22 protein-coding genes and 2 pseudogenes are annotated in these 20,469 nt (G+C 75.4%); 11 read left to right on the top strand and 13 right to left on the bottom strand.

Translation table 11 applies throughout. The features are described from left to right. Positions 1-29 precede the first annotated feature (29 nt). The 3 genes from PUR56_RS34095 to PUR56_RS34085 all read right to left on the bottom strand — a co-directional run bounded on the left by PUR56_RS34095 (position 30) and on the right by PUR56_RS34085 (position 2,587). Complete coding sequence (locus PUR56_RS34095) at positions 30-1,316, bottom strand: glycerophosphodiester phosphodiesterase (RefSeq protein ID WP_329951784.1); 1,287 nt, start codon at positions 1,314-1,316, stop codon at positions 30-32. A 251-nt stretch (positions 1,317-1,567) separates the two neighbouring features. Then, positions 1,568-1,840 (bottom strand): hypothetical protein, encoded by a 273-nt coding sequence (locus PUR56_RS34090; protein ID WP_329951783.1) that lies wholly within the window; start codon positions 1,838-1,840, stop codon positions 1,568-1,570. Positions 1,841-2,041: 201 nt separating this feature from the next. Further along, on the bottom strand, positions 2,042-2,587 hold the full coding sequence (locus PUR56_RS34085) for an RBBP9/YdeN family alpha/beta hydrolase (protein ID WP_329951782.1): 546 nt from the start codon (positions 2,585-2,587) through the stop codon (positions 2,042-2,044). A 240-nt stretch (positions 2,588-2,827) separates the two neighbouring features. Between PUR56_RS34085 and PUR56_RS34080 the strand changes: the two genes are divergently transcribed. The 3 genes from PUR56_RS34080 (at position 2,828) to PUR56_RS34070 (ending at position 5,694) form a co-directional block, all read left to right on the top strand. Then, entirely contained in the window at positions 2,828-3,394 is a 567-nt protein-coding gene (locus tag PUR56_RS34080) for a DJ-1/PfpI family protein (protein WP_329879263.1), read from the top strand. Between the two features lie 275 nt (positions 3,395-3,669). Next, positions 3,670-5,019 (top strand): serine hydrolase domain-containing protein, encoded by a 1,350-nt coding sequence (locus tag PUR56_RS34075; RefSeq protein ID WP_329951781.1) that lies wholly within the window; start codon positions 3,670-3,672, stop codon positions 5,017-5,019. A gap of 123 nt (positions 5,020-5,142) precedes the next feature. Beyond that, entirely contained in the window at positions 5,143-5,694 is a 552-nt protein-coding gene (locus PUR56_RS34070; protein WP_329951780.1) for a gamma carbonic anhydrase family protein, read from the top strand. Between the two features lie 50 nt (positions 5,695-5,744). Here PUR56_RS34070 and PUR56_RS34065 read toward each other — a convergent pair whose 3' ends face one another. Then, a complete protein-coding gene (locus PUR56_RS34065) occupies positions 5,745-7,007 on the bottom strand; it encodes an MFS transporter (RefSeq protein ID WP_329879260.1) in 1,263 nt (420 codons plus the stop codon). Between the two features lie 145 nt (positions 7,008-7,152). Between PUR56_RS34065 and PUR56_RS34060 the strand changes: the two genes are divergently transcribed. The 4 genes from PUR56_RS34060 (at position 7,153) to PUR56_RS34045 (ending at position 9,153) form a co-directional block, all read left to right on the top strand. Further along, positions 7,153-7,389: a DUF2277 domain-containing protein gene (locus PUR56_RS34060; protein ID WP_329879259.1), complete on the top strand. Its 237-nt coding sequence runs from the start codon at positions 7,153-7,155 to the stop codon at positions 7,387-7,389. 152 nt (positions 7,390-7,541) lie between these two features. Next, positions 7,542-7,778: a DUF6296 family protein gene (locus tag PUR56_RS34055; RefSeq protein WP_329879258.1), complete on the top strand. Its 237-nt coding sequence runs from the start codon at positions 7,542-7,544 to the stop codon at positions 7,776-7,778. 99 nt (positions 7,779-7,877) lie between these two features. Next, on the top strand, positions 7,878-8,162 hold the full coding sequence (locus tag PUR56_RS34050; protein WP_329879257.1) for a DUF427 domain-containing protein: 285 nt from the start codon (positions 7,878-7,880) through the stop codon (positions 8,160-8,162). Between the two features lie 103 nt (positions 8,163-8,265). Further along, positions 8,266-9,153 carry a hypothetical protein gene (locus tag PUR56_RS34045; RefSeq protein WP_329951779.1) on the top strand — a complete coding sequence of 296 codons (888 nt, stop codon included), beginning with the start codon at positions 8,266-8,268 and terminating at the stop codon, positions 9,151-9,153. Positions 9,154-9,376: 223 nt separating this feature from the next. On the opposite strand, the gene PUR56_RS34040 is transcribed toward PUR56_RS34045, so the two are convergent. The 5 genes from PUR56_RS34040 to PUR56_RS34020 form a co-directional block, all read right to left on the bottom strand. After that, positions 9,377-9,778, bottom strand: a complete 402-nt coding sequence (locus PUR56_RS34040) for a hypothetical protein (protein WP_329951778.1) — start codon at positions 9,776-9,778, stop codon at positions 9,377-9,379. Positions 9,779-9,887: 109 nt separating this feature from the next. Continuing rightward, positions 9,888-10,049, bottom strand: a complete 162-nt coding sequence (locus tag PUR56_RS34035; RefSeq protein ID WP_329879254.1) for a hypothetical protein — start codon at positions 10,047-10,049, stop codon at positions 9,888-9,890. Between the two features lie 364 nt (positions 10,050-10,413). Beyond that, positions 10,414-11,628 (bottom strand): cytochrome P450, encoded by a 1,215-nt coding sequence (locus PUR56_RS34030; RefSeq protein WP_329951777.1) that lies wholly within the window; start codon positions 11,626-11,628, stop codon positions 10,414-10,416. Between the two features lie 147 nt (positions 11,629-11,775). After that, complete coding sequence (locus PUR56_RS34025; RefSeq protein ID WP_329951776.1) at positions 11,776-12,021, bottom strand: ferredoxin; 246 nt, start codon at positions 12,019-12,021, stop codon at positions 11,776-11,778. A 236-nt stretch (positions 12,022-12,257) separates the two neighbouring features. After that, complete coding sequence (locus PUR56_RS34020; RefSeq protein ID WP_329951775.1) at positions 12,258-13,802, bottom strand: ATP-dependent DNA ligase; 1,545 nt, start codon at positions 13,800-13,802, stop codon at positions 12,258-12,260. Between the two features lie 343 nt (positions 13,803-14,145). Here PUR56_RS34020 and PUR56_RS34015 point away from each other — a divergent pair, with 343 nt between their 5' ends. Continuing rightward, entirely contained in the window at positions 14,146-14,640 is a 495-nt protein-coding gene (locus tag PUR56_RS34015) for a GNAT family N-acetyltransferase (RefSeq protein WP_329951774.1), read from the top strand. Between the two features lie 126 nt (positions 14,641-14,766). Here PUR56_RS34015 and PUR56_RS43685 read toward each other — a convergent pair. After that, positions 14,767-15,018: pseudogene (locus PUR56_RS43685) on the bottom strand (dihydrofolate reductase family protein); the annotation flags it as partial. Positions 15,019-15,237: 219 nt separating this feature from the next. On the opposite strand from PUR56_RS43685, the pseudogene PUR56_RS34005 reads away from it, so the two are divergent. The 3 genes and pseudogenes from PUR56_RS34005 to PUR56_RS33995 form a co-directional block, all read left to right on the top strand. Continuing rightward, positions 15,238-15,375: pseudogene (locus PUR56_RS34005) on the top strand (RNA polymerase subunit sigma-24); the annotation flags it as partial. A gap of 139 nt (positions 15,376-15,514) precedes the next feature. Then, a complete protein-coding gene (locus PUR56_RS34000; RefSeq protein ID WP_329951773.1) occupies positions 15,515-16,543 on the top strand; it encodes a CAP domain-containing protein in 1,029 nt (342 codons plus the stop codon). Between the two features lie 199 nt (positions 16,544-16,742). Next, on the top strand, positions 16,743-18,362 hold the full coding sequence (locus PUR56_RS33995) for a sigma-70 family RNA polymerase sigma factor (protein WP_329951772.1): 1,620 nt from the start codon (positions 16,743-16,745) through the stop codon (positions 18,360-18,362). 126 nt (positions 18,363-18,488) lie between these two features. Here PUR56_RS33995 and PUR56_RS33990 read toward each other — a convergent pair whose 3' ends face one another. The 3 genes from PUR56_RS33990 to PUR56_RS33980 all read right to left on the bottom strand — a co-directional run bounded on the left by PUR56_RS33990 (position 18,489) and on the right by PUR56_RS33980 (position 20,237). Beyond that, complete coding sequence (locus PUR56_RS33990) at positions 18,489-18,737, bottom strand: hypothetical protein (protein WP_329879247.1); 249 nt, start codon at positions 18,735-18,737, stop codon at positions 18,489-18,491. A 101-nt stretch (positions 18,738-18,838) separates the two neighbouring features. Next, positions 18,839-19,729, bottom strand: coding sequence for a hypothetical protein (locus PUR56_RS33985; protein WP_329951771.1), 891 nt, complete (start codon positions 19,727-19,729; stop codon positions 18,839-18,841). Then, positions 19,716-20,237, bottom strand: coding sequence for a SigE family RNA polymerase sigma factor (locus PUR56_RS33980; protein ID WP_329879245.1), 522 nt, complete (start codon positions 20,235-20,237; stop codon positions 19,716-19,718). Before PUR56_RS33980 ends, PUR56_RS33985 begins: the two co-directional genes overlap by 14 nt. Positions 20,238-20,469 lie beyond the last annotated feature (232 nt).

Below are 20,469 nucleotides of genomic sequence, written 5' to 3'. Positions count from 1 at the left end.
CACGGTCGTTCAGCCGGGAGCGCCGGGTGTCAGTGCACGCCCTTGGCGGCCCAGAAGTCCTGGCGGGCCAGCACGCTGGTGTCGGTCTGGTCGGTGAAGAACCCGTCCACGCCCAGCTCGTACAGGTACCGGGCCCAGCCGATCGCGTCGCCGTACGCGTTCGGGTCGGTGCCCTTGCGGTAGTCGAGCGGCAGGAAGCCGTTCTCGTTGCGCACCGTGTAGGGGTGCAGCAGCAGGCCGGCCGCGTGTGCGTCCCGGACGAGCGTGGTCGGCGGAAGGAGCTTGCCTGTGGCGTCGACCGGTGCGATCAGCTGCGTGGTCGGGCCGATGCCGTGGGCGAAGCCGGCGATCCAGCGCAGCCCGGCCGGGGTCACGAGGTCGGCCACCGTGCGCCGGTCCCCGGCCAGCTCGAAGTCGTACGGCCGGCTGGCCGCGCCGCCGAGCAGCTGGATCCGCGGGTTGTCGACCAGCTTGGCGAGCCGCTGGAGACTGCTCGGCTCGAAGGACTGCAGGATCGCCCGCCCGTTGCGCCCGGCCAGCCCGGTGCGGCGCAGCTCGTCCGCGAGCCGCTCCTCCAGGGGCAGGCCGATCGACCGGAAGTAGCTGGGGTGCTTGGTCTCCGGGTAGACCCAGACGTCCCGGCCCAGCTCGCGACCGCGCTTGCGGGCGAAGTCGGCCACCTCGCGGAAGGTGGGGATCGCCCAGCGGCCGTCGTAGACCGTGTTCCGCTGACGCTGCTGCGGCAGCCGCTCCTTGGCCCGCAGGGTGCGGAGCTCGGCGAGCGTGAAGTCCTCGGTGAACCACCCGGTCTGCGCCGCGCCGTCGATGGTCTTCGAGGTCTTCCGGCCCGCGAACTCCGGGTGGTCGGCGACGTCCGTGGTCTCGGTGATGTTGTTCTCGTGCCGGACCACCAGGTGGCCGTCCTTGGTCGGGACGAGGTCCGGCTCGATGACGTCCGCGCCGAGCTGGAGGGCGAGGTCGTACGAGCCCAGGGTGTGCTCCGGGCGGTAGCCGGGGGCACCGCGGTGTCCGACGATCAGCGGGTGCGGCAGCCGGTCCAGGCCGGTACCGGTGCGGACCGGCGGGCGGGTGCCGGACGGACGGCCCGCGGCGGCGGCGCGCTCGTCGGCGGCGGGCTGCTCGGCGTCCGGCCGGTCCCCGCCGGGGGCCGCGAAGGCCTCCCCGGCACCGGCGGTGGCGAACGCCGCCGCGCCGATCCCGGCCGCGCCGGTGGCGCGCAGGAAGCGGCGGCGGGAGGATCCGGTGCCCTCGGCGGGCTCCGCCGGGCTGCTGCCGTCGAGCGGACGGTTCGTCATGGGTTCTCCTTGGTCGCCCTGGTGGCGTGGCGTCGGGGTCGTCGCCCGCAGACTAGGAGCCGTCGCGCCCGGCCGGGTGGCCTCCGGGCGAACTGCGGGAGAAGTTCCGACACCCACCGCCCGCCCGGAGAACGGGACCGCCCCGCCAACCGCTCCCGTCACGCCCGGGCAACCCCGCCCCGGGGAACGGGAGGGGGCCGGCCGCGGTCACGCACCGCGGCCGGCCCCGGCCCGGGCGAGCCGGGCGCCGGTCAGCCCACCGCGGCGCAGAGGGCGTAGGTCTTCTCCGCGTGCAGCAGGGACTCCAGCTCGGGGTAGCCCTGCTGGCGGTAGCTGTAGTAGGCCACGGTGTACTCGACGTCGCACCTGTAGGCGGCGGCGACCTGCTCGACCGGCTTGGGGTCGACCGAGAGGTCCCCGGTCGTGGCGCCGGGCGGGGCGGCGGCCTGGGCGGCCGCCGTCCCGGTGAGCAGGGCGGTGGCGCTGAGCGCGAGGACGGCGAACGAGCGGGAGAGACGGTTCATCGGTGCACACCCTTCGGGTAGTCGGTCTGCCCCGATTCTGTCCGGAGGGCTGATCCACTTCCCATCCCCGAAGTCTGGGATGCCGGCCGGTCCGCCCCGCCGGCGGCCCCCGTCGTCACCGGCTGCCGAGTCCGCGACCGCCGAGTCCGCGACCGCCGGGTCCGCCGCCGCCGAGTCCGCCGCCGCTGCGCCGTCGTCGTGTCAGAGCCCGGCGAGCAGCTGGCGGCCCTCCGGCCAGTCGCCGAGCCCCGAGTCGGAGTTGAGGTGCCCGTACGCGCCCGGCTCGACGTAGCGGGCGCCCCAGGAACCGGCGAAGTGGCGGGCACGGTCCGGCGTGACCCACGGGTCGTCGGTGCTGGAGACCACGACGGCCGGGAACGGGAACCGCGGCAGGGCGACCGGACGGAAGCCCAGGAGCTCGGGGACGTCGGCGTGGTCGATGTCGGCGGGGGCGACGAGCAGGGCGCCCCGGACGAGAGCGGTCCGCGCGGCCGGCGCCCCGGCCACCCAGCGGGCCACCGTCGCGCAGCCCAGGCTGTGCGCCACGAGCACCACCGGCCCGTGCGCCGCCGCCGTAACGATCGCCGCGTCCACCCGGGCCACCCAGTCCACCGGGTCCGGGTGGTCCCAGTCCGCCTGCTCGACCCGGACGAACGCCGGGTCGCCCGCCTCCCAGCGGCTCTGCCAGTGGTCCGGGCCGGAGCTCTGGTAGCCGGGCAGGACGAGGTAGGTGGTGCGGTCCGACATCGGGGCGGATTCCCTCCGTGGGCAGGGGTGCGGGCAGCAGGGAGTCTAGGCGCAGGCCGTTCAGGGGGCGTGCACCGCCCATGTCCGGCGCACGGGGGCGTACATGCGCCGTCGGATGCCCGTGCGCCCTGTTGCGCGGGCGCCGTACGGCGCGGAACGCTGGGTGCGGCCCGCGCCGGGATCCCATCAGGCGGGGCCTGTAACAGAACTGACGATCGATCGATTCGGAGGGATGTCGCGATGGCATCGAAGATCCTGCTCGTCACCGGGGACGCCGCGGAGTCACTGGAGGTGTTCTACCCCTACCAGCGGCTGCGCGAGGAGGGCTACCAGGTCGACATCGCGGCCCCTGCCAAGAAACGGCTCCAATTCGTCGTGCACGACTTCGTCGACGGCTTCGACACCTACACCGAGAAGCCCGGCTACACCTGGCCCGCCGACGTCGCGTTCGCCGACGTCGACCCGGCCGACTACGTGGCGCTGGTGATCCCCGGTGGCCGTGCTCCCGAGTACCTGCGCAACGATCCGGACGTGCAGCGGATCGTCCGGCACTTCTTCGAGAGCGAGAAGCCGGTCGCGCAGATCTGCCACGGCCCGCTGGTTCCGGCCGCCGCCGGGGTCCTGGCCGGGCGCACCAGCGCCGCCTACCCGGCTCTGGAGCCGGACGTGCGGGCGGCCGGCGCGAGCTACGTGGACGGCGAAGCGGTGGTCGACGGGGTGGTGGTCTCGGCGCGGGCGTGGCCCGACCACCCGGCGTGGCTCCGGGCGTTCGTCGAGGTGCTGCGGGTGAAGGCCCCGGTCGCCTGATCCCGAGGCCGGTGCCGGCACCGACCTCCCGGTGCCGGCCGCCGCCCCTGAGTCTCCGTCCCGGCGTCTCCACCCCTGGTCGGAGGCGCACCCCGAGGCCCGTCGGGGGCGCCGCCGACCTGAGGGTGAGCGACACGCGGCAAAGGATGGGACCAGGGGCGGAGAAGGTCCGGACCAGGGGCTGACGCCTCCTTCGTGTACGGCTGGCAGAGTGTCAGCTGCCATGGAAGGCAAGGGTGTTGTGGACACCCGTCGGCGCTGATTCGGGAGGCATCATGGCCGGGACGTACAGGGGAACGGTGGACGGCGGGGTCGGCGGCGAGACCGCGGACCGGGCGGGGGTGACGAGGCCCGGGCGCCGGCGCGGCGCGGCGGTCCGCGTGCTCGCGGTCGCGCTGGCCGGCGCCGGCCTGGTGGGCGTGGTCGCCCCGGCGGCCGGTGCCCACGGCGCGCCCGGGCCGGACGGAGTGGTCGTGGCGGGAGCCGGGAAGGGCGTCGACGTGAAGGCGCTGGACGACGCGGTACGCAGGATGGTGGAGCAGGGCGGGGCCTCGGCCACGCTGGCGAGGGTCAGCGAGCGCGGCCGGTCGGTGTGGAAGGGCGCGGCGGGCACCGCCGACTTCGCCACCGGACGGAAGGCCGGCGCGGACGGCCGGTTCCGCATCGGCAGCGTCACCAAGACGTTCGTCTCCACGGTGGTTCTCCAACTGGTCGCCGAGGGCCGGCTGAGCCTGGACGACAGGGTCGAGCGCTTCCTGCCCGGCCTCGTCCCCGGTGGACGCGACATCACCGTCCGCCAGCTGCTCGACCACACCAGCGGCCTCTTCAACTACACCGAGGACGACGCCTTCGCGCACGAGGAGAGCGCCGAGTCGATGCAGCGGTGGCTCGACACCGGGCGCTGGACGGTCTACCGGCCGGAGCAGCTCGTCGCGATCGCCAACGGCCACCAGCCCTACTTCGCGCCCGGGCAGGGCTGGCACTACTCCAACACCAACTACGTCGTGATCGGGCTGCTGATCGAGCGGGTCACCGGTCGCAGCTGGGCCGACGAGGTGGACCGCCGGATCGTCCGGCGGCTCGGCCTGACCGCCACCTCGATGCCGATCCACTCGACGACCGTCCCCGGTCCGCACGCACACGGCTACTACAAGCTGCCCACCGGCCCGGCCGACGTCACCGAGCTGGACCCGAGCATGGCGGACGCGGCCGGCGCGGGAATCTCGAACACGGCCGACCTCACCACCTTCCTCAAGGCCCTGCTCGGGGGCAGGCTGCTGCCCGCCCGCCTGCTGGCCGAGATGAAGGCGGTCACCCCGCAGAGCGGCGAGGCGCAGTACGGCCTCGGTCTCCAGCGGACGCCCACCGCCTGTGGCGACGTCTGGGGCCACGCCGGTGGCATCCCGGGCTACAACACGTTCGTGTTCGGCGACGCCGACAACCGCCGGCAGTTCGCGGCCTCGGTCAACGCGTACGACGTCTCGGACCTCCCGGCCACCAACGCGGCGTTCGACAACCTGATCAACACCGGTGTCTGCGGCGGCCCGCCGCCGGCCCCCGCCGCCGGTGCGCCCCGCACCGTCGTGCCGGCCGTGGAGGGCGTGCTGGACGGTCCGCGCACCTGACCGGTGCCCGACGGGAACTGACCGGCGCCGGGGCGGCAGGCCCGGGCCCCCCGGCCGGTCCGGCGGCCGGGGATGCCATCATGGCCCGCACCTGATGGGCGGTCGTCACCGGGAGGACGCAGCATGGCAGAGCCGTTGATAGCCGAGGTCGCGGGCCGGGCACCCGCCGTCGACCCGACCGCGTTCGTCGCGCCGAATGCGGTCGTGGTCGGCAGCGTGACACTCGGTGCAGGGGCGAGCGTCTGGTACGGCGCGGTGCTGCGCGGCGACGCCGAGGCGATCACGGTCGGCGCCGGCAGCAACGTTCAGGACAACTGCACGCTCCATGCCGACCTCGGCTTCCCGCTGGTGATGGGCGAACGGATCTCGGTCGGGCACAACGCCGTGCTGCACGGCTGCGTGATCGAGGACGACGTCCTGGTCGGGATGAACGCCACCGTGCTGAACGGTGCCCGGATCGGCGCCGGCTCGCTGGTGGCGGCCGGTGCCGTGGTGACCCAGGGCATGGAGGTCCCGCCCGGCTCCCTGGTCGCGGGCGTCCCCGCCAAGGTCCGGCGGGAGCTGACCGAGGACGAGCGCGCCGGCATCAAGGTCAACGCGGAGGGGTACCGGCTGCTGGCCGAGGGCCACCGGGACCTCCGTCCCGTCCCGCCCGCCCCCGGCGCGCCCGCGTAGCGGAGCCGCCCGGGCCGGGCTCGGCCCGGGAGGCTCCGGTCGGGTACCGCTCAGCAGCCCGCGCCGGCCCCGGCGCCCACCACCCGGTCGCCGACGTCCGCGCGGACGCCGGCCTCGGGGGCCGGAGCCGGGCCGGGAACGCTCGACGGGCCAGGCCCGGCCAGTGCCTTCCGGCGGCGGTCGAGGGCCCAGGCGAGGACCGCGATCACCGCCCCCGAGGCCGCCAGCCCGGAGCCGACCAGCGTCGGCGAGGTCCAGCCGAGCCCGGCGTCGAGGGCGAGCCCACCGAAGTACGCGCCCTGGGCGTTGGCGAGGTTGAACGCGCCCTGCACGGTCGCCGAGGCGAGCGTCGGCGCGCCGCGGGCCTCGCGCAGGACCAGGGTCTGTACGGCCGGCACGATCGCGAAGCCGAACAGCCCGACCAGCACCACCGTCACCGCCGCCGACCACTCGGTGCGTGCGGTCACCGCGAACAGCGCCAGTACGGCGGCGAGCAGCAGGAACGCGGCGCAGACCGTCGGTCGCAGCGCACGGTCGGCCGCGTATCCGCCGAGCACGTTGCCGATCGTCATCCCCACCCCGAACAGGGCGAGCACCAGGGTCACCGACCCGGTCGCGTACCCGGAGACCTCGGTGAGCAGCGGGGTGATGTAGCTGTAGCAGGCGAAGAACCCGCCGCAGCCGAAGACCACGGTGGCCAGCGCCAGCCAGAGCTGGCCGCTGCGGAACGCGCCCAGCTCGTGCCGGAGGCCGGCCTGGGCGGGGGAGGGCAGGTGCGGGACCAGCCGCGCGATCGCGATCGTCCCGGCCACGCCGATCACGACCACGACCAGCATCGTCGCCCGCCAGCCCAGGTGCTGGCCGAGCAGGGTGGCGGCCGGTACGCCGACGATGTTGGCCACGGTCAGGCCGGAGAACATCACGGCGACGGCCCGGGCCCGCCGGTGCGGGGCGACGAGTTCGGCCGCGGCGACCGCGCCCGCGCCGAAGAAGGCGCCGTGCGGCAGCCCGGTGATCAGCCGGGCGGCGGCCAGGGACCAGAAGTCGGGGGCGACCGCGCAGAGCAGGTTTCCGGCGGCGAAGAACCCGGCGAGTGCGACCAGCACCGTCTTCCGGGGCCGGCCGGCGGCGAGGGCGGTGAGCAGCGGAGCGCCGACCACCACGCCGACGGCGTAGGCGGAGATCAGCCAGCCCGCCTGCGGGATGGAGACGTCCAGGTCGCCGGCCACTTGGGGGAGCAGCCCCATGGCGGCGAACTCGGTGGTTCCGATGGCGAAGGCGGTCACGGCCAGGGCGACCAGCGCGAGAGGCAAGGGGATACTCCGGGACGAGCGGGAGGAGTCAGGATTGTTCGGCCGAAATCCTAATCCGGTCTGATGACCACACCGTGTGGCGGTCATGGCGGACCGGTGACGTACGGGGGTCGCCAGTCGGGCGCTCGCGCGCAAGACTGGGAGCATGTGCCGCAGTATCAAGACGCTGAGACCACCCGTGACGCCCGACGCCTCCGAGGAGGACTTCCGGGCGGCAGCCCTCCAGTACGTGCGGAAGGTCTCCGGTTTCCGGGCCCCCGCCGCGCACAACCGGGAGGCTTTCGACCGGGCCGTGGACGCCGTGGCCGAGGCGACCGGGCGGCTGCTCGACGAACTGGAGGTCCGCGGCGCCGTCGCACGGTCCGCCGGAGCCTCGGCCTAGCACCGGCCACGGGCCCGCACCGGCTCGGCGGCGGCGACCAGCGCCCGGGGCCGTGACGAGAGACGACGACCAACGGCAGACCGGCGGTGACCCGGAACGACCCGGAGTGACCGGCAGGACGAGCAGGACGAGCAGGGACCAGGAGGCCGGCGATGAGTTCAGCCAGCCGTTACGCACTCACCTTCCCCGGCACCCCCGGCACCCAGGCCCCGCAGGACGTCGTGGTGGTCGCCCGCACCAGCGCGACCGGCCCCGGCGGCCACCCGGTGTACGAGGACGCCAGCGGCATCGTCCGGGCCGAGATCAGCGACGCGGGGGAGGTGCGGATGCTCGCCAGCGGAGGCCACCAGACGCCGCACTTCCCGGTCCACGCCGAACCGCTGCCCTGAGCCCGCCGCCCTGAGCCCGCCGCCACCCGGGCTCCGCCCACTGCCCGGAACCCGCCCCGACCGCCGGGCCCCGCGCACGGCGTCGGGCAGAATCGCGGTATGACCACAGCGAGCTGGCAGGGCACGGTCATCGCCGAGAGCGATGACACCACCGTCGTCGAGGGCAACCACTACTTTCCGGCCGACTCGGTGCGCGCCGAGTACCTGCGCCCGTCCGACACCACCACCGTCTGCGGGTGGAAGGGCACGGCGGCCTACTACACCCTCGACGTCGACGGGCTGACCAACCCCGACGCAGCCTGGTACTACACCGACCCGAAGCCGGAGGCGGAGCACGTCCGGGACCGGGTGGCGTTCTGGCGCGGGGTCGAGATCACCGGGTGACGCGGCGGGGCGGCGGCGGGCGGCACGCGGCCGTGGCGGGACCGTCACAGGACCCGGACACCGGTGGTGCGTACCGCGCCGCACCACCGGGTACCCGCGGAACATGGCAATCTTCAGGAAGCCGGGACGCGGGAGTGAGCCCGAGCCGACCCCGGACCGTGTCGCCGACGAACTCGCCGAACTGGTCGAGGAGCTGGAACGCCCCGTCCCGGAAGCCCCAGGCGGCCCCGTGGGACAGGTCGTCGAGTACGGCGCCGGGGTCGAACGCGGCCGCCGGCGGGGCGCCCGGCTGGTCGCCGACATCGCCCGTCGGCTCGGCACCCGCGGCCAGGCCGCGGCCAAGGGAGCCGCGTACGGCGGCCGGGCCCTCGCCGAACAGCTGATCCACACGGCGCCGCGCATCCCCGTCCGCAACCTCGCGACACTGCGGGCCCAGCACCCCGGTGCCGCCGACCCCGACAAGCTCGCCGAGCTGCTGATCGTCGGCGCCGGCCGGGCCTCCAGCGCCCTCGGCGCCGGGGTCGGCGCCGCCGCGATGCTCCCGGTGCCTCCGGCGATGCCGCTGGAGATCGCCGCCGAGACGCTCGCCGTGGCGGCCGTCGAGATCAAGCTGATCGCCGAACTCCACGAGGTCTACGGCGTCCCCGCCCAGGGCAGCACCGCCCAGCGGGCCGCCGCGTACGTCACCGCCTGGGCCAACCGCCGCGGCATCGACGGCTCCCTGCTCGTGAAGCCGGCCGGCCTGGCCGCGATGGCCCTCGGCTCCGAGGTGCGCCAGCAGGTCCGCCGTCGGCTCACTCGCAGCTCGCTGCGCCGGCTGCCCTCCCTGACGCCGCTGCTGGTGGGCGCGGGGATCGGGGCCACGGTGAACCGCCGCGACACCCGCAAGCTGGCCCGCGAGGTCCGCGAGGACCTGAAGGGCCGCCTCCCGGTGGACCCGGGCTACTGGTCGGCCGCCGCCCCGGTGCACCGGGGCGAGTCGCGCGGCTGACCGCTCGCCCCCGGCGCCGGGCACGGGGTGCCGGGGGCGGCGGGATCGGGCCGGGCAGGCGCCGCCGGGACGCAGGGGCCCGACGCGGAACCGCCGTCCGAACCCGGCCGCGGCACCCGTGCGCGGACCCGGCACCCGTGCGCGGACCCGGTGGCCGAAGGAAGGCCGAAGCCCCCGGGGCCCGGGAAGTCGAGGGAGCCCCGAGAGCCGTCGGCCCGTGCCGTCAGCCCGCCGGGGGTGACGGCGCCCCGGCGCCCCGCCCGGACTTGACGCCGTTGACCATCGCCTGGTGGACGGCCCGCGCCGCGGCCTCGTCGGACGCCGGCACCGGGCTTCCCGCCACGCTGTACCAGTCCAGTGCCCCCGTGTACTGCACGGTGAGGCGGGCCTCACCGTCCACCCACGTGGTGTGCACGGTGAGGTCGCCGGAGATCGGGCCGACCTCCGCGGTGGTCACTCCGCCCGGTCCGCTGATGATCGACTGGGTGGTCCAGGTGGCCCACGAGGCCCGGGGGTCCACCGGCGGATCCACCGGTCCGGCGCCGCGCGTCCCGGCCGGTTCCGGTGCGGCCGAGCCCTGCCCGGCCGCACCGCGCCCTGCTGTGCCCTGCTGCTGTTCGGTCATGCGCCCATCCTCCCTCGCGGTCCGCCACCGCTCGCGGAGCGGCACCGTCGGTCGCGGAGACCGCCCGTGGGAGCGGGCGGCCTCGTCGTCACTCCCCCGTCGGGAGCGGTCAATCGCTCGCCCCCGGCTCCGCCAGGGAATCGCCCTCAGCCTGGGAGGTGTCCTGCGCGTGCTGGTTCTGCATCGAGGTGATGCCCTCCTCCGGGTCGGCCGCGCGGACGTCCTCGTCCCGGTCGGCGCCCACCTCGGAGCGTGCGCTCATGTCGGTCATCGCGGGCTCCTCTGCTCGGGCCGGCCGGGCCGCCCCGATCCGGCGCGACACGCCGCCGTGCCGGACGGACACCGGCCGTGCTCTCTCTCGCCCCTCAAGCCTGCCTCCGCGCCCGCGCCACGGCCAACCGGACCGGCCCGGAAGCCGGCGGGAGGTCGTGCGAAGGACGGTGCGGAGGCCCTACGGAGGCCGCACGGGCGACCTTCGGGGGGAAGGCTGCCCGGCCTTTCGAAGAGCATTCCTGTGACTGACCACCCGACCCGGCCGCCCCCCCCGAGCCCTGCTCCACGGGACCCCGCCCGCCCCCGCCGGCCGCCCCCGCCCGCCCCCGCCGCCCGCCCCCGCCGGCCGACGGCCCCCGAGGTCACCAGCTGACCGGCAGCGACCTCAGCCCGTAGATCACCGCCTCGGTGCGGAAGTCCAGCTCGCTCTCCGGCACCGCGAGCCGCAGCCCCGGCAGCCGCCGGAACAGCGTGGCCAGCGCGATCTGCAGCTCCGCCCTGGCCAGCGGCTGGCCCAGGCACTGGTGCACCCCGAAACCGAAGGCGACGTGCCGTCGCGCGTCCCGGCCGAGGTCCAGCTCGTCGGTGGGCAGCCGGTCCTCGCCGCCGAACAGCCGCTCGTCCCGGTTCGCGGTCGACAGCATCGCGATCACGCCCTCCCCGGCGCGGACCGGCGTGCCGCCCAGTTCGACGTCCTCCACCGCCAGCCGCGGCACCCCGGTGTGCACGATGGTGAGCAGCCGCAGCAGCTCCTCCACCGCTCCGGGGAGCGTTGCCGGGTCGGCCAGCCGGGCGGCCTGCTCCGGGTGGCGCAGCACCAGGGCGGTGGAGAGCCCGATCATGTTGGCCGTGGTCTCGTGGCCCGCGACCAGGAGCAGAAGCCCGGTCGTGGCGACCTGCCGGGGGGTGAGGTCGTCGCGGGTCGCGAGCCGGCTGAGGATGTCGTCGCCGGGCCGGTCCCGCTTGCGGGTGGCGAGGTCGCCGAGGTAGTCGAGGAGCTCGTTCTGCGCCCGGGCGACCTCCTCCTTCGCGGCGTTGATGGTGAGCAGCAGCCGGCTGCGCTCCTGGAACGCCTCCCGGTCCGCGTACGGGACCCCGAGCAGCAGGCAGATCACCAGGGAGGGCACCGGCAGCGCGAAGTGGGCGACCAGGTCGGCGGGCGCGCCCTCGGCGGTCATCCGGTCGAGTGCCCGGTCCACGATCTGCTGGATGCCGGGCCGCAGCGCCTCCACCCGCCTGACCAGGAAGTCGCCGGTGACCATCCGGCGGAGCCGGGCGTGCTCGGGGTCGTCGAGACGGAGGAAGGACGGGTTGGTGGCGATGATCTCGCGCTGCCCGACGGTGAGGAACGGGAACTCGGGCCTGCGGGCGTCGGCGCTGAACCGCCGGTCGGAGAGGACCGTGCGGACCTCCTCGTAGCCGGTGACCAGCCAGCAGGAGGTGCCGTCCGGCAGTTCGGCCCGGCTGACCGGGCCGGAGCCGGCCGCTTCGGTGTACACGGGCGGCGGGCTGTACGGGCAACGGGTGTCGTGGCGGGCCGGGAGCAGCGGGGCCGGGGCGGTGGGTGTGCTCGTCAAGGTGAGGTCTCCTCGTATGACGACGTGGGCACAGGTCGACGAAGTGATGCGTGAAGTGATGCGCGAGGCGGGGTACGCGGCACGGTGCGGCGAACGGGGCGCGGCGCGACGGGGTGGTTCAGGGGCGGGGCGGGGAGGGGCCGGTGCCTACGCCGCGTCGCCGCTCGTCCGGCCGTCGGAGCCCCCGGCAGGGCCGGCGCCCTCGGTGACGGTGATCGCGCCACCCGGGCAGAGCTGGGCGGCGAGCCGGACGTCGGCGAACCGGGAGAGCTCCACGACGACCGGACGAAGCCTCACCAGCCCGTCCGCGTCGTCCTGCTCGAAGAGCTCCGGCACGGTCATGACGCACTGGCCGGAGCTGCAGCAGCGGTCCGGATCGACACTCACGCGCATGGTCGGACACCTCTCACTGGTGTGGCACCGGACTGCCCGGGCCGTGCCGCCCCCGCTGTCGGTGTCAACCTAGCCCCAGTTCCCGTCGCACACGAAGAGTGCGTGGCCGCCTTGCGTAGAATGGCCGGTTTGCCACTGCTCGGTGAACGCGTGTGGCAAAACCGACGTTTGATTGCGGATCGGACGGAGTGGCGGGCCGACCGGCCCGGGTGGCCCGGCCCGGTCGCGCGGCGTCCTCACAGCCCTTCGGCGGCGGCGATCTCCCGGACGGCGGCCACGGTGTCCGCCTCGGCCGCGGGCTTGTCGCTCCGGTAGCGCACCACCCGGGCGAAGCGGAGCGCCAGCCCGGCCGGGTAGCGGGGACTGCGCTGCACACCGTCGAAGGCGATCTCCACCACCAGCTCCGGCCGCACCCGTACCGTCCACGCGTCCCGCTCGACCTCACGGGCGAGCAGCGCCGCGGTCTGCCAGGCGAGGGTCTCGTCGGTCAGCCCCTTGAAGGTCTTGCCGAGCATCACCCACGGCCCCAGCCCCGGTTCGGTGCCCGCGCGGGCACCGAGGTGCAGGTTGCTGAGGAGGCCGCTCCGCCGCCCGCTGCCCCACTCGGCGGCCAGCACCACCAGGTCCAGGGTGTGCCGGGGCTTGACCTTGATCCATCCGGCGCCGCGCCGGCCCGCCCGGTAGCCGGCCGCCGGGTCCTTGACCAGCACCCCTTCGTGTCCGCGCGCGAGGGTGGCCCGGAAGAAGGCCAGCGCCTCGTCGCCGTCGTCGGTCTCGGCGCGCGCCACCCGCAGGTCCTCCGGGACGGCCCCGGTCAGGGCGGCCCAGCGTTCCCGGCCGGGCCGGTCCACCAGGTCCTCGCCGTCCCGGTGCAGCAGGTCGAAGAAGTGCACGCTGAGCGGGACCTCGGCGCGCAGGCGTTCCGGGTCCCGGCGGGCGGCGGTCCGGGCGGCGGTCTCCTGGAAGGGGCGCGGGCGGCCGTCGGGGCCGAGCGCGATCGCCTCGCCGTCCAGCACGGCAGACCGGACCGGCAGGGCCAGGGCGGCCTCCACCACCTCGGGGACCCGCGCGGTGATGTCGTCCAGCGAGCGGGTGAAGGCCGCCACCTCGCCGCCGTCCCGGTGCACCTGGAGCCGGATGCCGTCCAGCTTCCACTCCAGTGCCGCCGGGCCGTCGATCCGCTCCAGGGCGGTCCCGACGTCCGGCGCCGAGGCCGCCAGCATCGGCCGGACCGGGCGGCCCACCTCCAGCCGGAACGCGTCCAGCGCCGGCACGCCGCCGGTCAGCGCCGCCGCCGCGACCGCCCGCGCCGAGCCCCGGAACATCAGCGCCCGGCGCACGGCCGCCGCCGGCACCCCGGCGGCGCGCGCCACGGCATCGGCCACCACCGCGTCCAGCGCGCCCTGGCGCAGGTCCCCGATCAGGACCGCGCGGAGGAAGGTCTGTTCGGCCTCGGTGGCCCGCTCGAAGAGGCCCGCCAGCAGCCGGCGCCGCTCGGCCTGGGCGCCCGTGCCGTGCACGGCGGAGATCTCCTCCAGGATCCGCTCCGTCTCCCGGACCCCGAGCACGGGCTCGGCCCCGGCGGGCGGCAGATCGCGCAGGGCGGCCGGTCCGATGCCGGTCCGCATCCGCTGGGACTCGCCGGAGAGCAGTGCAACCGCCGCCGGGGCCTCCTCGGGGCCGAGGCCGCGCAGGCAGTCCGCGAGCAGTTCGGTCTTGGCCCGGCGGCCCGGCTCGGCCGCGACGGCTCGGGAGGTCAGGGCCAGGTGCCGGAGCAGCATCGCGGGCTCCTCGGGGAACGGGGGAACGGGTGGGCGGGCGGGGTCCAGCATCGACGACGCGGACCGATCGCGCGCGGCGGACACGCCCCGCTGCCGCCCGTCCCGCTCCCGGTCGGCGGTGCCGGGCGGTCGCGCTGCCCCGTTCCGCGCCGCCCTGCCGCCCTGCCGCCCTGCCGTCCTGCCGTCCTGTCCGCTGCCGCGGTGGAGTGAGGGCGGGACCGTACTTGGCCGGACTGTCGATCGGCTCCGAACCGACGGTCCGTCATGCTGTCCCGCGACCGCAGGACCGCACCAGGACCGCGCCAGGACCGCACCAGGACCGCAGCTACCCGGGGAGCCCGCCATGACGTCCGAGACCACCCCCGCCCGCTGGACCGTGGACGCCCCGGACAGCGGGGACTTCGCCGCCTGGCGGGAGCTGTTCCGGGGGTACTGCGCGTTCTACCGGGTCCCGTGCCCGGAGGAGAAGGCCGAGCTGGTCTGGTCGTGGCTCACCGACCCCGCCCACGAGCTGGACGGCCTGCTGGTCCGCGACACCGACGGCACCCCGGTCGGCCTGGCCCACTACCGCCCCTTCGTCCGCCCCCTGCACGGCGCCGTCGCCGGCTTCCTCGACGACCTCTTCGTCGCCCCGGCCGTCCGCGGCGGCGGCGCGGTCGACGCGTTGCTCGCCCGCCTGCGCGGGATCGCCGCCGAACGGGGCTGGAACACGGTCCGGTGGATCACCGCCGACGACAACCACCGGGCCCGCAGCAAGTACGACCAGGTCGCCGTCCGCACGATGTTCGTCACCTACGACATGCCCCCGGCGGCCTCCGCCCCCGAGACGGGGCACTGACCGGCCGGGTCGTCGGGTCGCAGGGGCGCCGGTCCGTGGCCGGGCCGGGCGGGCCGGGCGCCCGACTCGGCGGGCCCGGTCGTGGACCACGGCCACCGTGCCGTGCTCGCCCGCGGCCTGACTGACGAGTGTCCACGTCCCGGTGGGCAGGCCGTCGTCGAAGAGTCGGGGGCCGCCGCCGAGGAAGACGGGGAAGACCGTGAGCGCCAGACGGTCGACGAGGTCGGCCGCCGGCAGGGCCTTGATGACGCTCGCGCCGGAGAGCACGAGGATGTCGCCGCCCTCGGCGGACCTCAGATCCGCGAGTATCTCGGCGGTCGGTCCGTCGACGATCGTCGTGCGCTCCCAGGGCGCCTCGCGGAGCGTGGAGGAGAGCACCGCCTTCTCGGTGTCGACGAGCCACCTCGCGAAGCCCACGTCGCGCGGGTCGGCCCCCTCCGTGTCGAGGGCGGTGGGCCAGAACCCGAGGAAGCCCTCGGCGCAGATACCCCCACGGGGGTAGCGGCATACGGCCGGCCCCGCCGCACGTGGGGGAGGGCAGGCCGTCGAACCGCCGGACGGGGGTACGCGTCGGAGGGATGCGCACCGTACGTCGTGGTCCTCGATGTGCTGGACGGGCGGATCCAGACCGTCCGCCGCGTGATCAACCCCGACAAGCTCGGTCACCTCGGGCCGGTCGCCGACGCCTGGGCGGTCGACCGCGAGGCGAAGCGGGCCCGTCGACGGGCGGCCTGACCGCGACCGCGTACCCTTGCCGCGCCTGGCCGAGATGCTTCGGAAATTCGTTCGTACTTTCTGTTATCCCCCCTCCGCCGCGGGGTCTCCCAGGTGTCGGCACCCTCCCGACGGACCCGGATACAGGAAGCGTGCGCAGGTGAACAGCGAAGACCGGACGACCATCCTCCCCGCGACCGGACGCCAGGACGGCGTCGGTGGACGCGCCGCGCGGCGGGCCGTCGCACGGCGTCGCGGGTCCGGCCGCCGCGGCCGGCGGCGCGGCGGCCTCGGACCGATCGTGGCGGTGGTCGCAGCCGTCGCGGGGACCGGGGTGATAGCCGCGCTGGCCGGCGCCGGATTCGCGGTGTACCGCGGCGAGGAGGGCACCGACGGCGGGCAGCAGGCCGTGGCCTACGAGGCGCTGATCGCGGCCGAGGCCGGCGACCACGACGGCATCCAGGTCCCCGGGGCCGGCGCCGTCGACCCGGCCGCCGTGGCCGCGGCCTCCCCGGCCTCCGGTGACCCGGCCCGCGCCGCGACCGCGGCCCCGGCCACCGGTGGCACGTCCACCGCGCCGTCGACGACGCCGTCGCCGTCGGCCTCCGCGGTCGTGCCCGGTCCGTCCGGCTCGGCCGCGCCCGCCTCCGGCTCCGGCACGCCGCGCAACCCCGCCGCGAGCACCTCCGCGACCGCCACCGCGAAGCCGGAGTCTCCCGCCGCCACGACCGTCACCACCGCCCCCGCCAAGCCGTCCGCGACCAGCGCCCGGCCGACCTCCACCGCCGGACCCGGTGGGTCGAACAGCCAGTACGCGCAGCAGGTGGCGGACCTGGTCAACACCCGGCGCGCCCAGGCCGGCTGCGGGCCGCTCACCGTGGACTCCCGGCTGAACACCGCCGCCCAGGTCCACAGCGAGGACATGGCGACCCGCAGCTACTTCGACCACGCCAGCCCCGAGGGCAACCACGCCGACCAGCGCATCGAGGCGACCGGCTACCGCTGGAGCAGCTGGGGCGAGAACATCGCGCGCGGCCAGAAGGACCCGGCGGCGGTCATGGAGTCGTGGATGAACAGCCCCGGGCACCGGGCCAACATCCTCAACTGCTCCTTCAAGCAGATCGGTGTGGGCGTCCGGACCGGATCCGGCGGCCCCTGGTGGACGCAGGTCTTCGCCTCACCGTCGTGACCGCGCCCCGTGTCCCGCGTCCCGGATCCGGTCCCGCGTTCGGCCCCGGCGGCAGGGGTCGGGGCCGGGGCCGATCGGGGCGGACCCCCGCTGACCTCGGATTTTCCGAATCCGCGCGAATTGTTGTTATCTGAGCACTCCCCGAAGGTCTCCGAGGAGGCAGCGGCGGACGGACGACAGCAAGACGGAGTGCGGACCCATGAACGTTGACGTGCAGAGCAGGACCGGGACGACCCTGGTGCTCGCGGCCCAGGCGGGCGACCCGCAGGCGCGGGAAGCGCTGGTCGCCGCCTGGCTCCCGCTGGTCTACAACGTTGCCGGCCGGGCGCTGAACGGCCATGCCGACGTGGACGACGTCGCGCAGGAGACGATGATCCGGGCCCTCGACGGCCTGGACGGCCTGCGCGACCCCGAGGCGTTCCGCTCCTGGCTGGTCGCGATCACCATGAACCAGGTCCGTCGGCGGTCGACCGGGCAGCAGCAGGCCGCCGTGGGCGGTCTCGACGAGACCTGGGAGCTGGCCGACCCCCGCGCGGACTTCACCGATCTGACCATCCTCCGGCTCGGCCTCTCCGGCCAGCGCCGGGAGGTCGCCGAGGCCACCCGCTGGCTGGACCCGGACGACCAGGAACTGCTCGCCCTCTGGTGGCTGGAGGCGAGCGGTGAACTCACCCGCGCCGAGCTGGCCGCCGCGCTCGACCTGACTCCCCAGCACACCGCCGTCCGGGTGCAGCGGATGAAGAAGCAACTGGAGGCGGGCCGGGTGGTGGTCCGTGCGCTGACCGCCTACCCGCGGTGCCCCGAACTGGCCGAACTCACCGGAGGATGGGACGGCGCGCCCGACTCGGTCTGGCGCAAGCGGATCGCCCGGCACATCCGGGCCTGCGCCGCCTGCGACGGACTGGGCCGCGACCTCTTCCCGGCCGAGGGACTGCTGGCCGGTCTGGCCCTGGTCCCCGTCCCGATGGACTCCCCGACCGGGCTCGCCCTTCAGGCCGCCTCCGCCGCCTCGGCCGCTCCGCCCGCCGGCTCCGGAGGGACCGGGTCCGGCGCCACGGCGCCCGGCGGCTCCGGTGCGCCCCCGGCCGACCCGGCCGGAGGGCACGGCGGCTGGGCCGAGTTCGCCCGTCGGAAGACCGTCCTGGCCGGCGGAACGGCGGCCGTGCTGGCGGCGGCGACACTCGCCATGGTCTGGCCCCACCACCCGCAGCCCGGCGAGACCGTGCCCGAACCGACCACCCCCGCCGCCGCCCCCGACACGCCGTCGACGGTCTCGATACCCGCACCGCCGGAGCCCCGGCCGGAGACCCCGAGCGCGGTGCCGTCCCCGACCGTCACGGCCGCTGCCGTGCCCGCGCCCGTCGAGCCGCCCGTGCCGAGCACACCGCCGGCCACGGTGAACCCGAGCAGCAGCCGTTCGGCCACTCCGCCGCCCAGCCCGGAGCGCCAGCTGGTGGACCTGGTCAACGCCGAGCGTGCCAGGATCGGCTGCGGCCCGCTGCGGATCGACCCCAAGCTGCACGCGGCCGCCCAGAAGCACTCCGAGGACATGGTGGCGCGCGCGTTCTTCGACCACATCAGTCCGGACGGCACCCGCGCGGACTCCCGGCTGGGAGCGGCCGGCTACCGCTGGTCGCAGTGGGGCGAGAACCTCGACCGGGGACCGAGCGCCCCGGCCGTCGTCTTCTCCCGCTGGATGGACGGCGGGATCCACCAGTCGAACATGCTGGACTGCGCCTTCAAGGACGTCGGCATCGGCGTGGCCGGCGGCCCGGCCGGCCTCTACTGGACCCAGGACCTCGGCGCGCCGCTCGGCTGATCCCCGGCCGGACCACGCGGTCCGGCCAGGGTCATCGGCGGGGCGACCGCGCCCGCGTGACCGACCGTTGCGCCCACGGTCCGCAGGAGCGTCCGGCCGAGTGTCAGGTCGAGGTCAGGTCGAGTGTCAGGAGGGCAGCCCTACCAGCCCGGGCGCCTGGCCCGTCACGTACCCGGTCGCCTCCCCGACCACCCCGCCGGCGTCTCCGACCTGGCCGGGCAGCGCGTCCGGCGCCGAGGCCGGCAGCGCGCCCTGGAGCGGCCCGGCGAGGTCACCCTGCCCGCCGACGGCGGAGGCGTGGGCGCTGGGAGCGGTCAGGGAGGCCACGACGCCCACGGCGAGCGAGGCGACGGCGAGCATGCTGCGCTTCTTCATGCCCTGTCCAACGACGCTGCGCCACTCGGGTTACGGGCCGCCCCCGGCTGTCCCGCCCCGGCCGCCCCGGCTCGCTCCGGCTGCCCGGCCCCGGCCCGCCGTCACTCGGGGGCGATGGTCGGGGCGTCCACGGCCCCGCCGTTCACCCGGATCGAGTCGAGGATCCGCTCCACCGCCAGCACCGACACGGCGTCCGACACGCGCAGGCACGCGGTCAGCTCGACGACCGCCGGCCCGGACGGCGCCTGCACCGTCCGGTATCCCCGGAGCGTACGGGTTCCGCCCTGGACGACACAGGACTTCTCGGGTACCGCGTAGAAGAGGGGCCCCGTCTGGCCCTTCTGCTCGCCCGTCACCACCGGGTCCCGGACGAGCGTGAGGCCGACCAGCATCCCGCCGGCGTCGAGCGCCCCGTCGGCCAGGCAGACCCGTTCCCTGGTCCCGTTCCTGGTCGGGCACCCCAGCTCGCCGACGAGGGGCTGGCTGGCGGTGTAGCCGCGCGCGTACGCGGTGTCGTCCTTCCGGTTGTCGGTGCCGGGGACCGACAGCCGGTACCAGTCGGGCGGGATGTCGATGATCACCCCGTCCAGCTCGGGGAACCTGACCGGCCCGCCGGTGTCCGATCCGGTGCTGCGGCTCGGTGACGCGCTCGGGGCGGCATCCGGTGACGCACTCGCTGACGCGCCCGGGGGCACCGAGCCGGGCGCGACGGGTCCGGAGGACCCCGGAGCGAGCGCCGTACCCGGGGGGCCCGGTGCCAGGGCAGGGGCGGCGGCCAGCACGGCGGCGGTCAGGCCGACGGCCAGCCCGGTCGAGAGGGCGGCGGTGCGGCGCCGCCGCCGGGTCCGGGCGGCCCGCTCGCGGACCCTGGCCATCCGGTCGTCGGGCGCCGTGAGGTGAGGGGCGGCCAGGTGGAGCAGGATCCGCAGTTCGTCCTCGACCTCGGGGCCGGTCGGCCTGCCGTCGTCCGGGTCGGACTCACGCCCCGTCACGGTGTCCTCCGTGCAGCAGAAGCTCGCGGGTGGGCATCTTGCCCCGCAGGGCCTGAAGGGCGCGGTGCGTCTGACTCTTGACCGTGCCCGGGGAACAACCCAGGACCTCGGAGGTCTCCTCCACACTGAGGTCCTCGAAGAATCTCAGCACCACGACGGCCCGCTGCCGCGCCGGCAGTGCCCGGACGGCGGCGGCCACCACCTGGCCGACCACCACGTCCTCGAACGGGTCCGCGTCGGTCGGCGGCTCGGGCAGCCGGTCGTGCGGCAGTTCCCCGTGCCAGCGCCGGCGCCACCAGGAGACGTGCGAGTTCACCAGCACCCGCCGGACGTACGCCTCGGGCCGGTCGATGGAGATCTGCTCCCAACGGGGCCAGACCTTGGCGAGCGCGGTCTGCAACAGATCCTCGGCCAGATGCGGATCGCCCGTGAGCAGCCACGCCATCCGGAGCAGCCGAGGGCTGCGGGCGGCGACGAACTCCTCGAAGTCCGGTGTCGCGTCCCTCATCCTGCTGCCCCCGCCATGCCGTTTCCGCCGTTGTCTCGGTCGCCTCCGCCGCCGTGCCGGCGACGGAGGCCCTGCAGGTCGGCCGTGGCCGCCGTGTCCTCGCTGTCGTTCTCACGGCTGCTGAACGCGTTGGACCGGGTTTCCGGTTGCCTCGACGCAGTGACATTCCGAGCCCCGGCCGGACGGGCGGTGTCCGTTCCGCCGTCGCCCGGCCGTAGGCCTGCGACCCGGC

Source organism: Streptomyces sp. BE303, assembly GCF_036290945.1.
In the GTDB taxonomy this organism is placed as follows: Bacteria; Actinomycetota; Actinomycetes; order Streptomycetales; family Streptomycetaceae; genus Kitasatospora.
Note: the sequence above shows the minus strand (reverse complement) of the source record. Positions and strands in the feature narration are given on the sequence as shown.

Coding starts and splice junctions, on each gene's coding strand:
- PUR56_RS34060 (WP_329879259.1), top strand. CDS start 7,153: ATGTGCCGCAGTATCAAGACGCTGAGACCACCCGTGACGCCCGACGCC.
- PUR56_RS33980 (WP_329879245.1), bottom strand. CDS start 20,237: ATGAGGGACGCGACACCGGACTTCGAGGAGTTCGTCGCCGCCCGCAGC.
- PUR56_RS34070 (WP_329951780.1), top strand. CDS start 5,143: ATGGCAGAGCCGTTGATAGCCGAGGTCGCGGGCCGGGCACCCGCCGTC.
- PUR56_RS34080 (WP_329879263.1), top strand. CDS start 2,828: ATGGCATCGAAGATCCTGCTCGTCACCGGGGACGCCGCGGAGTCACTG.
- PUR56_RS33990 (WP_329879247.1), bottom strand. CDS start 18,737: ATGAAGAAGCGCAGCATGCTCGCCGTCGCCTCGCTCGCCGTGGGCGTC.
- PUR56_RS33995 (WP_329951772.1), top strand. CDS start 16,743: ATGAACGTTGACGTGCAGAGCAGGACCGGGACGACCCTGGTGCTCGCG.
- PUR56_RS34090 (WP_329951783.1), bottom strand. CDS start 1,840: ATGAACCGTCTCTCCCGCTCGTTCGCCGTCCTCGCGCTCAGCGCCACC.
- PUR56_RS34025 (WP_329951776.1), bottom strand. CDS start 12,021: ATGCGCGTGAGTGTCGATCCGGACCGCTGCTGCAGCTCCGGCCAGTGC.
- PUR56_RS34020 (WP_329951775.1), bottom strand. CDS start 13,802: ATGCTGCTCCGGCACCTGGCCCTGACCTCCCGAGCCGTCGCGGCCGAG.
- PUR56_RS34035 (WP_329879254.1), bottom strand. CDS start 10,049: ATGACCGACATGAGCGCACGCTCCGAGGTGGGCGCCGACCGGGACGAG.
- PUR56_RS34050 (WP_329879257.1), top strand. CDS start 7,878: ATGACCACAGCGAGCTGGCAGGGCACGGTCATCGCCGAGAGCGATGAC.
- PUR56_RS34015 (WP_329951774.1), top strand. CDS start 14,146: ATGACGTCCGAGACCACCCCCGCCCGCTGGACCGTGGACGCCCCGGAC.
- PUR56_RS34075 (WP_329951781.1), top strand. CDS start 3,670: ATGGCCGGGACGTACAGGGGAACGGTGGACGGCGGGGTCGGCGGCGAG.
- PUR56_RS34045 (WP_329951779.1), top strand. CDS start 8,266: ATGGCAATCTTCAGGAAGCCGGGACGCGGGAGTGAGCCCGAGCCGACC.
- PUR56_RS34055 (WP_329879258.1), top strand. CDS start 7,542: ATGAGTTCAGCCAGCCGTTACGCACTCACCTTCCCCGGCACCCCCGGC.
- PUR56_RS34095 (WP_329951784.1), bottom strand. CDS start 1,316: ATGACGAACCGTCCGCTCGACGGCAGCAGCCCGGCGGAGCCCGCCGAG.
- PUR56_RS34085 (WP_329951782.1), bottom strand. CDS start 2,587: ATGTCGGACCGCACCACCTACCTCGTCCTGCCCGGCTACCAGAGCTCC.
- PUR56_RS34040 (WP_329951778.1), bottom strand. CDS start 9,778: ATGACCGAACAGCAGCAGGGCACAGCAGGGCGCGGTGCGGCCGGGCAG.